The organism is Sphingobacterium sp. MAE, from assembly GCF_056711605.1.
In genome coordinates this window covers 251,968-265,585 of the sequence record NZ_CM160044.1, presented here as the reverse complement: position 1 = coordinate 265,585, position 13,618 = coordinate 251,968, and the positions used below count along the sequence as shown (strand labels likewise).

Sequence of the window (13,618 nt, the reverse complement as noted above, 5' to 3'; positions counted from 1 at the left end):
AAACCTTTTTTTATTCGAAGTAGATTTTACAAAACCGATGTACCATCATCTGTCTTCACCTGAATAACAGTCAATTCTTTACCAAATTTTGAGAAATATTGCGGCGATACTTGAGCAATAAATTGCGCAACAAAATCATCTTTAACAATATTAATCGTACATCCACCAAAACCACCTCCCATTTGTCGAGCTCCTAATACCTCAGCAAATTGTTTAGTAAAATCTACCAGATAATCTGATTCATCACAACTGACTTCATATTCTTGACTCAATCCATGGTGTGAGGCTAATAAATTTTGACCCAATGCGATCAGATTTCCAGCCTTCAAATGTTCACAAGCCTCATGTACACGCTCACTTTCTTCGACCACAAATCTTGTTTTTGTATAGACCTCGGCATCTTTACCTTTGACCATTTCATCCAACATGGCCACTGAAACATCACGCATATTGACAACATCTGGGTATTTTTCCTTAATCCAATCAATTGCTCTTTTACATTGCTCCACACGTTTATTATAAGCGGTATCACCCAATGCGTGCTTCACATTTGTATTCAACAAAATAATGGTATACCCATCTAAAATTAGAGGAACATATTCATACGCTAAAGAACGACAATCTAGTTTCAGAACATGGTCTTTCTTCCCAAAAGTAGAAGCAAATTGATCCATGATACCACATTTAACACCAGCATAAGTATGCTCCGCCAATTGACCGATCTTAGGTATTTCCAAACGTTCTATATGCAATTCAAAAAGTTCACTTAGGGCCAATGTTGTCGCACACTCAACAGCTGCAGAAGAAGATAATCCTGCTCCCAAAGGTACATCACCATCAATATAAAGATTAAATCCCCCAACGTTCAGCCCCCTCTTCTGGATTTGATCCACCACTCCCAGAATATAATTTGGCCATTGTAAATCTGAAGGAGCAATGCGATTTAATTCAACTTCATATGTAGCCTTATAATCTTCAGCATACAAAGAAATCAAATCATCGTTCCTTTTCGCAACAGCAATATAAACAGCTTTATCAATAGCTGCCGGCAATACAAAACCATCATTATAATCGGTATGTTCACCAATAATATTAATTCTGCCCGGGGAGCGTACAATAATAGGTTCTTCTTGAAAAATAGATTTAAATTTATTTTGTATGGATTCTTTTGTGATCATTTTTTATACGTTTTTATAATGGGTCGTAGAACAGTTTCTTAGTTGTTGAGCAGCAAATTCAGGAGTAATATCACGTTGCGGATTTGCAAGCATTTCGTAGCCTACCATAAATTTTTTAACAGTAGCTGATCGTAATAAGGGTGGGTAAAAATGCATATGCCAGTGCCATTCTGGAAAGTCACCACTATTTACCGGCGCTTGGTGCATACCCGCCGAATACGGAAAAGATGTGTTAAAAAGATTATCATAACGGGTAGTCAACAACTTCAAAATTGCCGCCAGATCTTCTTTTTCCTTTTCCGAAAAAGCGACGATATTCTGTATCGCTCTTTTACTCACAATCATTGTTTCATATGGCCAAGAAGCCCAAAAAGGAACCAACACTACAAAAGAGTCATTCTCTTCAATAATACGTTCTTGCTTTTTTAATTCAGCCTCCACATACGCACTTAACATCGTTTTACCATGCTGATCAAAATATTTTTTTTGATTTTTAGACTCTTTCTGAAGCTCCACGGGAACATGATTTTGCGACCATATCTGACCATGCGGATGCGGATTACTACAGCCCATTATGGAACCTTTATTTTCAAATATTTGAATATATTTTATCCAATCATATTTTGCCAAATTAACAAATTCCGCTTGCCAAACATCTACAACAGCTTTAATCGCAGGTACCGACATTTCAGGAAGCGTCAGATCATGCCGCGGTGAAAAGGCAATAACCTTACAAATACCTTTTTCAGATTCAGCAATAAAAAGTTCTTCTTCATTGATATCTGCCGTAGGTGTATCCTTTAAAAGAGCCGAAAAGTCGTTTACAAAAACAAAACTTTCCTTATAATCGGGATTAACATCGCCATCTGCCCTTTCGTTTGTTGGGCACAAATAGCACTTTGAATCATATGCTGGTCTTTGCTCTTGATTGTCATCTTCAACTTGTCCTTGCCAAGGTCTTTTACTTCGATGTGGAGATACGAGAACGCGTTCACCGGTCAGTATATTCAACCGAGTATGGGGATCCGAATTAATTTCGAATGTTTGCTGCATGGTCTTATTTCTTTTTCATAATTTAATCCTTAAAGATAGTAATTACGCTGTTAAACAGAATGGGAATATAAAAAAATAAGCACTCGATGGAGTGCTTATTTTTTTATACTGAATAGGATTGTCGCATATGAAGTCAAATAATCATACTCGTTTATTGCTCGTAGAATACCAATAAACAATTCTATTTATACAAGACCTTTAGGATCATTTCCTTTAACGAGTTCAAAAATAGTGATTTCAGGCAAGATACCGACACGGCCCGGATATCCTAAAAACCCATAGCCCACATTCACATAAAGTTGTTTATTTTCTTTCTCTTTATACAACCCCGCCCACTCTTTATATACATATTTAGCTGGGCTCCATTGTACATTTTTAAAACGGACACCAAACTGCATACCGTGCGTATGTCCAGCAAACATAACATCTACATCAGTATCGAGTACCTGAGCACGCCAATGTGAAGGATCATGGGAAAGAAGTAATTTAACTGCTTGCTCTTCAGTCCCTAATAAGGCTTTTTTCAAATCTCCATGCTTAGGAAATCTTCCCGTACCCCAATTCTGAACGCCGATAATCGCTAATTCCTCATGATTAACTTTTAAGATCCGATTTTCATCATTCAAAAGATCCCAACCCATTACTTTATGGGTCTGTATCAAATCTTGAAGATTCTTTCTCTTAGCGGCTGAATCTTCTTTCCCAAAATAGTAATCGCCATAATCATGATTTCCTAAAGTAGAAAATACACCTAGATCAGCCTTTACGCGTGAGAAAATATCCTGATAATCCCGCATCTCCGAAGCAACATTATTGACCAAATCACCGGTAAAGAAAATAGTATCCGGTTTTTCATTCAATAATAAATCAACTCCGCCATTAACGGCTTTTCTATTGTAAAATGAACCCGAATGCACATCTGAAATTTGACCGATCGTCATACCATGAAATGCTGCCGGTAAATTTGGTAAGTATAATTTTTGACGACGAACCCGATAATCATAAGCTCCAGAAATAATTCCCCAGCTTAAAGGTACTAATGGTGAAGCACCAACAAGAATTCCTGCTTTTGTTAAAAAATCCGAACGTGTTATCCCTTTCACAGGCTCTTCTGCTATTGGCATTTCCAATACATTAACCGCCTGTTTAACCGTTTTTTTGGGAGTAACCAATCTCGTCAACCACAATCCCCCTCTTCTTATGTCATCTAAAATAAGTACAAAGAAAAAGAAAAACTTAGAGGCTGCTGTCAGAAAAAATGCAACTAAAAAGATCGATCTTACCGTCAACGGTATATTAAACTTAAAGGATATTATAACTCCCAAAGACAATAGAATTGAATAGCTCCACCAAAGTATTGCAAAAGTTTTAGTTTTTGCAAATTTGATTTTAGTAGCCTTCAATGCAAAAAAGATATAAAAATCTAATATTAGAAGTACAAATACATTAATTATTAACATCATTGTTTATGAATTTATATTAAGCATCCAAAGCGATAAGCTTTAATGCTGCAATCCATTTAGGGTCACCGTTTAGACTTTCAACAAGTTGAACCTCCTCGCCTCCTAAATGTTTAAATTCATTAGCATATTCCACGCCAATCTCGTCAATCGTTTCGATACAATCCGCAACAAACGCTGGACTAAACACTAAAAGCTTTTTCTTGCCCTGCTCCGCTAAATTCTCTAATAATGTAGATGTATAAGGCTGAATCCAAGGTTCTTTCCCTAATCTGGATTGAAAACAGATGCTATATTGATCCTTTTGCAAACCCAGTTCCTGAGCGATCGCACGTGTAGTAGCATGACATTGTGACAAATAGCAAAAAGAATTGACCGTATTTTTACAAGAATCACAACCATCTTCCGGACAAACTAACTGCTTAGTCGGATCTACTTTACCCAATTGACGCACAGGAAGCCCATGATAACTGAAGACTATGTGATCAAAACGAGCAATATCATGCTGCCTAGCGTGATCCGCGAAGGTCTCAATCATCAATGGCTCTTGACAATAGCTGCTGACAAAACTCATACTTGGCAAATAATTCCATTTACGGATCAATTCCATCACACGGTCGATAACCGACCCACTAGTTGCCGAAGCATATTGTGGAAACAAGGGAATAACACGTATAGAATCTAACATCATACCCTCCAAGTTTTTCAACGCATTTTCAATAGAAGGATTCTGATAACGCATCGCGAGCTCAACATGATATTCATCCCCCAATGATTCTTGCAATAAATCACGTTGGATGACACTGTAATGCATCAACGGAGAACCGGTTTGCTCATCCCAGATCGTTTTGTATATCTTGGCTGACTTTGGCGCACGCGTCGGAGCGATAATTCCTTTGACTAAAAGAGTCCTATTGATATAAGGAATATCAATAACTCTTCCATCCATTAAAAATTCCGTTAAATATTTTCTAACATCTGATGTTGCAGGACTATCTGGAGTCCCCAGCTGAACTAATAAAATTCCTTTGGTAGCTTTCTTACTCATTAGAAACAAAAGTAAGCAAATTACATGGTAGATAGGGCTATCTAGGACAAAATGAAATATTTATGACTTGAGATTTACAAGGATTTACAAGGTTATACTGCTTCCAAAAAAGATTTGACTTCTTGCATCAGCCACATCGGTGTAGATGTGGCCCCACATATACCCACACGATCATTTTCTTGAAATACTTGAATGTCAATTTCTCCTACTTCCGAAACAAAATAAGTATTGGAATTTTCTTTAAGACATACTTCAAAAAGCACTTTACCATTGGACGATTTTTTGCCCGAGACAAAAATAATCTTATCGTATTTTTTAGCGAAATGTACCAGATCCTCATACCGATTAGATACTTGACGACAAATGGTATCATTGGCTTTCACTTCATACCCTCTCTTGATCAATTCATCTTTGATCTGGTAAAATTTATCAACACTCTTGGTGGTCTGGCTATAAAGTGTAAAGGAAGCGGGCAAGTCTGCATCGTCCAATTCGGCAATATCTTGAAAAACCAAAGCTTCATTGTTCGTCTGTCCTTGCAGCCCAACTACTTCGGCATGGCCATGCTTTCCAAAAATCAAAATCTTCTCTTCCTGATCAAAAGAAGTTTTAATTCTATTTTGCAATTTGAGCACTACAGGACAAGATGCATCGATGAGGGTTATGTTATTTTCCAATGCGATCTTATATGTCTCAGGAGCCTCCCCATGTGCGCGAATAAGTACTTTCTCGTGCTGTAAGGTCGGCAATACATCATGGCCAATGATGCGTAATCCCTTCGCCTTAAGTCGGGCAACCTCCTCGTCATTATGGACAATATCACCCAGACAGTATAAATAACCATCTTCCTCCAGAATTTCCTCGGCCATATCTATCGCGTAGACAACACCAAAACAAAATCCCGAATCTTTATCAATATCAACTGTTAGATTTAATGCCATAATAATACAAAGTTACGCATTTCCTGATACTCCAAGAAAATACTTTTACCAAAGAAAATCAACAAGAATTGATCCATAATAATAATATAACACGCTAATCTTTCAGTTATTGGTGAAAATCATTACTTTTGCAAAAAAAATAACATTAATGGCAACTAACAGAACTTTTACGATGATCAAACCAGATGCAGTTGCAAATGGTCATATCGGCGCAATTTTGAATGATATTATTGCAGGTGGTTTCAAAATCGTAGCAATGAAATATATTCAATTGTCTACAGAAACAGCTGGTGCATTTTATGCAGTACACAAAGAGCGTCCTTTCTATGGAGAATTAGTAAACTTTATGACTTCTGGTCCTATCGTTGCTGCAATCTTAGAGAAAGACAATGCTGTTGAAGACTTCCGTACATTGATCGGTGCTACTAACCCAGCTGATGCTGCAGAAGGTACAATCCGTAACAAATATGCAAAATCTATCGATGCAAATGCAGTTCATGGATCTGATTCAGATGAGAATGCACAGATCGAAGGTGCTTTCTTCTTTTCACAATTTGAAAGATTTTAGTCCAGCACTATTCATAAAAAAGGCTTTCAATATCATGTTGAAAGCCTTTTTTTATGAACCTAGTTGATCTGATGATGCAACGATAATAAAATATGATTCGTCCCTTTGGAGGATCCCACATGCTGTCTCATATAGCCTAACTGCATACCTAAATTATTTCTTATTTTATAACCAGCACCAACATACAAGCGATTCCTATCAAATGTTTTTATATGGTCATCCTGAAAAAGATTGATAAAAACTTCATTATAAAAGGAAGCGTAAATCGTATTTTCTTGCATTTTCAGCGTTGTTAAAGGTAAGTCAGCAAAAAAGACATACCTTCCTCTGCCACGAAAATCCTGGTCTTCAATAAATCTTTCCTCCAACCTGAGTCGATGTCTCAACATGAACCTTCCAGCAGTTTGTTTAGCCAAGGCCTCTTGATAGATTCTATTTTCTCGAAACGGATTATTGGGTTCGCCTCTTGATTCCGAATGAATATAACCATAACCATTTGTGATGCTCAACCAAGGTAATACTTCGTATTGAAGCCCCAGCCTGAATAAAGTTTGATTATGATCTCCAAAAACTTGATGGTCCCGTAACTGCAATTCATGATGAATTGAAAATTTTGATTTATTGATTTTAGTATTTCCAAAATAAATAAACCAACCTTGTGGTGCTTGTTGACTATAAGCCGTAGTACAGAAGAAGCTAATAAGAAATAATAAGATGGAAGTTAAGTAGATATTCATTATTCTAAAATAAAAATATGGATTAGAATAATGAATATTTTCATGTAACAATATCCTATTGTTTTTAAAAATCCCTTTTCGCTAGATATTCATTTTCTTTGGAAGTCATGAGCGTTTTGTCCTCAGGTTTTTTATCATAGTACCCGCATAAATGTAACACGCCGTGCATAATCACCCGATGCAATTCATCCCTACTATCTACTTTGAATTTATCGGCATTTTCAGCAATCCGTTCTACACTGATAAATATATCCCCAGCGATGACATCTTCATCCTCTGAGGAATCGAAAGTAACGACATCAGTAAAAGTATCATGATTCAGATATTGCTTATTGATTTCTAAAAGGTAAGCATCGGAGCATAAAATAAAGCTTAATTCACCTACGCGTTTAAATCCCTCAGCTTTGATCGTATCCATTATCCATTGACGGATTTTAGCCTTTTCTTTTAATTTAAAATCAATATCTTCTGTAAAGAACAGAATGTCTTTTAATGCCATATTAAAATGCTTTAGTTTCCATATATGTTTGCAAGATAAGGGTTGCTGAAATCGTATCTACCATACCTTTTTCTTGTCTTTTATTTTTTTTCTTGCCGCTTTGAGCAATCACTGCCGAAGCCATTTTTGAAGTAAATCGCTCATCCACCTCAACGATCTCAATCGTAGGATAAGTTTTCTTTAGCCGACGTACAAAACCTAAAACATGGATCGCAGATTCGGAATCCGTCCCATCCATTTGAAGCGGCTTGCCAACAACAAATGTTTCTATGCCCTCGATGCGAAGATAATCTTCTAAAAATTTCCAAACTTCGTCCGGATGCACCGTAGTCAATGCTGTTGCAATTATCTGCATGGGATCTGTTACCGCTATACCGATACGTTTTGTCCCATAATCAAAAGCCATTAATCTCATACTGACGCTCGTTTTGAATAATTTGACAAAAATACAACTTCTCTTGCAGTAAATACATTCCTGATTAATTAAAAAAATCTATAAATTTGCTAGACTTTAAATCAAATGGAATGAAATATACCCTATTCATTGGGCTTTTCTTAATTACTTCAAGTATCAAAGCAAATGCACAAGATTATCAAACACGTATTGTTCAAGATCGACAAGAGAAAGCAATAAGCTTATCCAAATCAAAATTTGGCCCACTGCCAGCAGATCAAGTCCAGTTTTTAGATTATTTTCCAGTTGACAAAGCTTATCGCGTTACTGCAGATGTCACATTATTATTGGGCGAAGAAACCTTCAAGATGCCCACATATGATGGTACCAGCAATCCTTATAAACGATATGCTATCTTAAATTTCACCTTGAATAATAAGCCCTATCAATTGACCGTTTATCAAAGTGCTGCACTATTTCAAAATCCTCAGTACAAAAACCATCTTTTCCTTCCATTTTTAGATTTAACAAATGGTCAAGAAAGCTATAGTGGTGGACGTTATATTGATTTAGCAACAACAGATATTATAGGAGGTAAAGCAACAATTGATTTTAATGCCGCATACAATCCCTATTGCGCATATAGTAACGGTTATCGTTGCCCTGTACCACCACAAGAAAACATTTTAGAGACCAAGATCATGGCTGGAGAAAAAGCATTTCATAAACAAAAAAACGAAAGACCTGTAGATATCCAGGCAGGACAAAATTTTAGTCAAGAAGATTTGGCGATCATCAATCAGGGTTCACAAACTGATCAATTAAGAGTATTACAAATTACAGATCAAAAAGATCTAAGCATATTGACCACAACGTCTTCTGACCTGAAATACAACGATCCATCGATACCAATTTTAGAAAAAAGAATGTTGATTACCGTTCAAGATCCGGCGCATGCAGGCGTTGGCATTGCTGCTCCTCAAGTAGGAATCAATAAAAACTTGATCGTAGTACAAAGATTTGATAAAGAAGGTGAACCATTTGAAAGTTATATCAACCCTAAAATTATCTGGAGATCAAAATTTACCAGAAAAGGAGTAGAAGGCTGCTTATCCATACCTGATCGCAGAGAGGAAGTATTAAGAAGCTACACCATTCGATTACAGCACATCAATAAAGATGGCAAAATAATAGAAGAAAATATTGAAGGGTTTACCGCTGTTATTTTTCAGCACGAAGTCGATCACCTATATGGCATCTTATACCCTGATCGTATTGAACAAGCTGAAAAAGAAGAATTCGAACCTTTAAGTGATAAAATGGAGTTTTATATAAAGCCAAACACGATACGTCCATAATTATAAAAGACCGTATCTGAGTCTATTCTCAAAACTTTTAATAATCTTTTGAGATTGCCAGCTATGTAAAATAAATTTATTCGTTTGAGTTTTTTTTCTTTAAGACTCATTGCTGGTATACAATTACCGATTTTTCCTCCATCAAGAATTAATAAAAAAAGGAAATCTTATCCAAAAAAATCTATCCATAGCTTAGAATTCGCACCTCATCTATGGATAGATTGACGCTTCTAAAGCATGGCTAGAAAAAGTAGCTCATCTCTAAATCCCTGTCTCCAAAAAACAGTTTAAAAATGATGTAAAAACAGCTCGATTGAAGCCTTATTCATGTTGGAATAACATGAAGAACAACGGAATAAATGATTAACATCTGCTTGTTATTTTCTTGAGTTATCATAGAGCCTTAATACAGGGTTGCTATAGGGTTTCTATAGGTAAAGCAATAGAAAACCTCTATGATAACTGTATAATTTCTGTCTTATATCTTTAGGATAATAAAAGCTGGTATTAACTAGTCTACTATCAAATACCCTATACTTATGAAAGTGTGGTTCAGTCGTCAAACAAGGGCAAATATCAAGGCATAAAAAAAGAGCATAAAATTAGATTTTATGCTCTCTTTTTTATAGTGATGGTGCTTTCAAGCACCTGATTGAAACAGGTTGCCTTTAGGTTTAACCTGAAAGACTGCTTAACGCGCAATCATCTTAATTTCAAATAGTGTATTCCAAAGTTTTCCAGTCACAAATAAACGCTTTCCGACATGATCATAAGCAATACCGTTCAGCTCATTATCATACTGCGCATGTTGATAGATCCCAACTAAGTTGATTCGGCCTTCTACAACACCCGTTTCTGGGTTTATAATCTCGATAATATCCTTTTCATATACATTGGCATATACTTTACCATCAATATACTCCAGCTCATTTAACGCATTTACTTGACCATTTTCATCATATACATCAATAGAACTTAGTTCTTGTTGCGTATTAACATCTAAAAAATAAAGCTTATTGGTACCGTCTGACTTGATCAATCGCTTTCCATCATAAGTAATTCCCCAGCCTTCTTTACTATTGGTATAAGGAAAAGTTTTCTCCAATTCAAAGGTTGATTTATTAAGAACGAAACCTTCCATATTTCTCCAGGTCAACATCACGATTTTATCTCCAACAATAGTCATCCCCTCTCCGAAATATTTTTCGGAATCAAAATCTTTTCGCTGCAGTACTTTACCCGTTTTCAGATCAACGCGTCTAATCGAAGTTTTTGTACCACCTCCACTACCAGTGGATTCATATAAAAATCCATTTTCGTATTGTAAACCTTGTGTAAAGGCTGTGGTGTCATGTGGAAATTTATTCACAACTTCAAAACTATATTCTTTAGGAGCTGGAGGCACGATGCTGATATAGGCACTAGCACTATCAATCTGTGTGCCCTGATAAACTTTTGCAGAAATACTGCGAGTACCTAGAGCCAGATGCTTACTATCTACCTGCACTGCTGCTGTATCTTTGCCAGAAGCAACAACTTGATTGTCTATGTAATAGACAACCGAATCCAGATCAGATGATGAAAATTTAAGTTGAAATTGAATCGGATCGCCTTGTTGGATGGATTTGCTTGCATCGGGCTGGGCAAACTCTAATTTACCGGACTTCTTCGTTTTACAAGCACTTAAGCTTAGGATTAAACCTAAAAGTATATATGGTGTTTTTTTCATATAAAATAACCTTTTATTCATTCCAGAACGCATCTTTGATATGTTCTAATTGTATATTTTCTTTATCTGTGATTAGAATCGAAATAATATCAAATCGAATCTCACCATTCACGTTATATTTCTTCAAATAATAATCAGCGGCTCTTGTCAGTTTACGCTTCTTATTCCAATCTACAAATTCAAATGGTTCTCCATATTCGATTTTACTGCGTGTCTTTACTTCTACAAAAACTAACGTATCCGAATCCTGGACAATCAAATCTACTTCTAAATTCTTACACCGCCAATTTCTTAACAAAATTTCACAACCTAGATCCTGCAGGAATTTTTCTGCATATGACTCTCCCAATTTTCCAAAATCAAGATGCTTTGCCATAGGTTACTTGACGACAATATTTCCAAGCAGTCCCCCTAACATCTTCTCTGCTTCCTTGAGTTTTTGGTATTTAAATATCAGCACTTCCACATTGGCATCATCTTTCTCCAATTTGAGTTCTTCGCGAATCTTGACCATCTCCCGTGAAATTTTACGTTTTTTGATCCGATAGATCGCAGTTACGACAAGTGTTTTTAGATGCTCATACTCTTGGGTGACGTAGATTTTACGTTTATCATCGTTCCAGTTCTCGCTTAAATTGTATTTTGATGCCACGCAATTAATAGCAAGTTCAGCAACTGCCGCATCGGGATTGGAATAAAACTGCTTTGCTTCTGGTATTTCAAACTTTTCGACCGCTTCTCGGTAAACATTTAAGATGTAAGCTGCCGCTTTATCTTCAAAGTTGACATCACTAATATTACTCAATAATACACCTGCCACCGGAATATCACCATCGCCTTCCCACGTCGCTAGATAATCCCCGTAATTGATGAGAATACGTATTATTTCACGCTCTTGAAGAATCTCCGAGGTAATCTGCTGTGTGGGCGTCTCAATCGCGAGGGCTGCCGCACCACCTCTTTCTTCTTCTGTCATGAAAAAATCAGCCGGTGGACCGTCCATCGGAGGAGCACCTACGCCCATAGATGCAGGAGTCTTCTTGCTGAAATCTTTATCCGCTTTTTTAGATTTGGAAATTCGGATCTTATTCAATTCAGAAAGCAAGATGCGCTCTTCGATATCCAACAGGTTACTACACTCCCGTATAAAAACTGAGACCTTTATTTCGTCAGGAATCAGGGCAATACTTTCTACCACATCTCGGATGACCTCTGCCCTTTTAATGGGATCATTATTGCTATCACGAAGTAAAATTCTTGTTTTAAAAAAGATAAAATCTTGCTGATTTTCTTTTATGTATGCTTTAAATGCAGAAGATCCGAAATTCTTCACATACGAATCGGGGTCATTCCCGTCAGGGAAAAGCAAAATCTTAACATTTAAGCCTTCTTCCAGCAACATATCGGTACCGCGCAGTGATGCTTTTATCCCTGCTTCATCACCGTCATATAATATGGTTACATTTTTAGTAAAACGCGCAATAAGCCGAATTTGGGCTGTTGTCAAAGATGTTCCTGATGATGACACTACATTTTCAACTCCAGCTTGATGCGTAGATATAACATCGGCATAGCCTTCTACCAAATAGCAATTATCCTCCTCCATGATGGCTTTTTTGGCAAAGTTGAGCCCATATAGCACATCAGATTTATGGTAGATATCGCTTTCCGGAGAATTGACATATTTAGGAACCTTTTTGTCGGTTTTTAACGTCCTGCCACCAAATCCAATTACTCTTCCTGTTAAATTATGAATCGGGAACATGACACGACCGCGAAATCGATCATACAGACTCTTGTCGTCGCGCTCGATCGCCAATCCGATCTCTTTGAGGTAATCGGGATGAAAACCGGCCTTCATGGCTGCATCTACAAATGCCGTCCAATTATCGGGGGAATATCCCAATTCAAATTTTTTGATAATATCCTCGCGGTATCCACGTTCCTTGAAGTAATGAAGTCCAATGACCTGTCCCATTTCCGTGGTCCACATTTGGTCCTTAAAAAACTTACTGGCCCAACCACTCAATACGTACAGGCTCTCTCTTTTATCCTGAGCAGCCAATTGTGCCGGTGAACGCTCGACTTCTTCAACTTCAATGCTGTACTTGTTAGCAAGATATTTGATGCCTTCGGGATAAGAGAATTTTTCCAGTTCCATCACAAACTTTAGCGCATCTCCCCCCACACCACAGCCAAAGCACTTATAAATTCCTTTAGATACAGATACATGGAAAGAAGGTGTTTTCTCATGATGAAAAGGGCAGTTACCAATAAGGGATGTACCACGCTTCTTCAAGTCTACAAAATCTCCTACAACCTCCTCTATACGAGCAGCATCCAGCACTTTATCTATTATCTCTTGTTTGATCAATTTCGTATCCTTTTATAAACAGTAAATTTAATAAATATATAAGCAATTACAACATGAACTTCATCTGCCGTCAGACTTAGCCACCAACAGAAATTTAAAGATATCAACTGCCGATATGCATCATGTATTAAGAAATGTCCTGAGATATCCTGTCTTCAAGTTGGAATACTTTTACAGTAACGGTCATTTAAATAAAAAAAAAGGAGAATTAATCATTCTCCCTTTTTTTATTCCATCCAAGATGTTAACTATTGGATGAATGAGAGTCCCAACCCTATG

13 protein-coding genes are annotated in these 13,618 nt (G+C 36.9%); 2 read left to right on the top strand and 11 right to left on the bottom strand.

What is annotated here, in order from left to right:
• Positions 1-26 precede the first annotated feature (26 nt).
• The 5 genes from galK to AC06G9_RS01095 all read right to left on the bottom strand — a co-directional run bounded on the left by galK (position 27) and on the right by AC06G9_RS01095 (position 5,680).
• Positions 27-1,178 (bottom strand): galactokinase, encoded by a 1,152-nt coding sequence (galK, locus tag AC06G9_RS01115; protein WP_480957394.1) that lies wholly within the window; start codon positions 1,176-1,178, stop codon positions 27-29.
• A gap of 3 nt (positions 1,179-1,181) precedes the next feature.
• Positions 1,182-2,231 (bottom strand): UDP-glucose--hexose-1-phosphate uridylyltransferase, encoded by a 1,050-nt coding sequence (locus tag AC06G9_RS01110; RefSeq protein WP_480957393.1) that lies wholly within the window; start codon positions 2,229-2,231, stop codon positions 1,182-1,184.
• A 185-nt stretch (positions 2,232-2,416) separates the two neighbouring features.
• Positions 2,417-3,691, bottom strand: a complete 1,275-nt coding sequence (locus AC06G9_RS01105) for a metallophosphoesterase (protein WP_411028116.1) — start codon at positions 3,689-3,691, stop codon at positions 2,417-2,419.
• 19 nt (positions 3,692-3,710) lie between these two features.
• Entirely contained in the window at positions 3,711-4,739 is a 1,029-nt protein-coding gene (gene hemH / locus AC06G9_RS01100) for a ferrochelatase (protein ID WP_480957392.1), read from the bottom strand.
• A gap of 92 nt (positions 4,740-4,831) precedes the next feature.
• The gene (locus AC06G9_RS01095) at positions 4,832-5,680 is read right to left on the bottom strand and encodes a 4-hydroxy-3-methylbut-2-enyl diphosphate reductase (protein ID WP_045754468.1); all 849 of its coding nucleotides are present in this window, start codon (positions 5,678-5,680) and stop codon (positions 4,832-4,834) included.
• A 148-nt stretch (positions 5,681-5,828) separates the two neighbouring features.
• On the opposite strand from AC06G9_RS01095, the gene AC06G9_RS01090 reads away from it, so the two are divergent.
• A complete protein-coding gene (locus AC06G9_RS01090) occupies positions 5,829-6,248 on the top strand; it encodes a nucleoside-diphosphate kinase (RefSeq protein ID WP_045754467.1) in 420 nt (139 codons plus the stop codon).
• A gap of 59 nt (positions 6,249-6,307) precedes the next feature.
• Here the strand turns inward: AC06G9_RS01090 and AC06G9_RS01085 are convergent, their stop codons facing one another.
• The 3 genes from AC06G9_RS01085 to ruvX form a co-directional block, all read right to left on the bottom strand.
• Positions 6,308-6,985, bottom strand: a complete 678-nt coding sequence (locus AC06G9_RS01085; RefSeq protein WP_248754980.1) for a DUF2490 domain-containing protein — start codon at positions 6,983-6,985, stop codon at positions 6,308-6,310.
• A gap of 64 nt (positions 6,986-7,049) precedes the next feature.
• A complete protein-coding gene (gene ybeY, locus AC06G9_RS01080) occupies positions 7,050-7,484 on the bottom strand; it encodes an rRNA maturation RNase YbeY (protein ID WP_108159243.1) in 435 nt (144 codons plus the stop codon).
• 1 nt (position 7,485) lies between these two features.
• Positions 7,486-7,899 (bottom strand): Holliday junction resolvase RuvX, encoded by a 414-nt coding sequence (gene ruvX / locus AC06G9_RS01075; protein WP_045754465.1) that lies wholly within the window; start codon positions 7,897-7,899, stop codon positions 7,486-7,488.
• Between the two features lie 110 nt (positions 7,900-8,009).
• Here ruvX and def point away from each other — a divergent pair, with 110 nt between their 5' ends.
• Positions 8,010-9,236, top strand: coding sequence for a peptide deformylase (def, locus tag AC06G9_RS01070; RefSeq protein WP_248754981.1), 1,227 nt, complete (start codon positions 8,010-8,012; stop codon positions 9,234-9,236).
• Positions 9,237-9,927: 691 nt separating this feature from the next.
• Here the strand turns inward: def and AC06G9_RS01065 are convergent.
• From AC06G9_RS01065 to dnaG, 3 genes are read right to left on the bottom strand one after another with little or no spacing between them, the layout of a single operon-like run.
• Positions 9,928-10,965, bottom strand: a complete 1,038-nt coding sequence (locus AC06G9_RS01065) for a glutaminyl-peptide cyclotransferase (RefSeq protein ID WP_480957391.1) — start codon at positions 10,963-10,965, stop codon at positions 9,928-9,930.
• Positions 10,966-10,978: 13 nt separating this feature from the next.
• Positions 10,979-11,341, bottom strand: a complete 363-nt coding sequence (locus AC06G9_RS01060) for a YraN family protein (RefSeq protein WP_045754464.1) — start codon at positions 11,339-11,341, stop codon at positions 10,979-10,981.
• A gap of 3 nt (positions 11,342-11,344) precedes the next feature.
• Positions 11,345-13,339 carry a DNA primase gene (gene dnaG, locus AC06G9_RS01055; protein ID WP_346569273.1) on the bottom strand — a complete coding sequence of 665 codons (1,995 nt, stop codon included), beginning with the start codon at positions 13,337-13,339 and terminating at the stop codon, positions 11,345-11,347.
• Between the last annotated feature and the right edge of the window lie 279 nt (positions 13,340-13,618).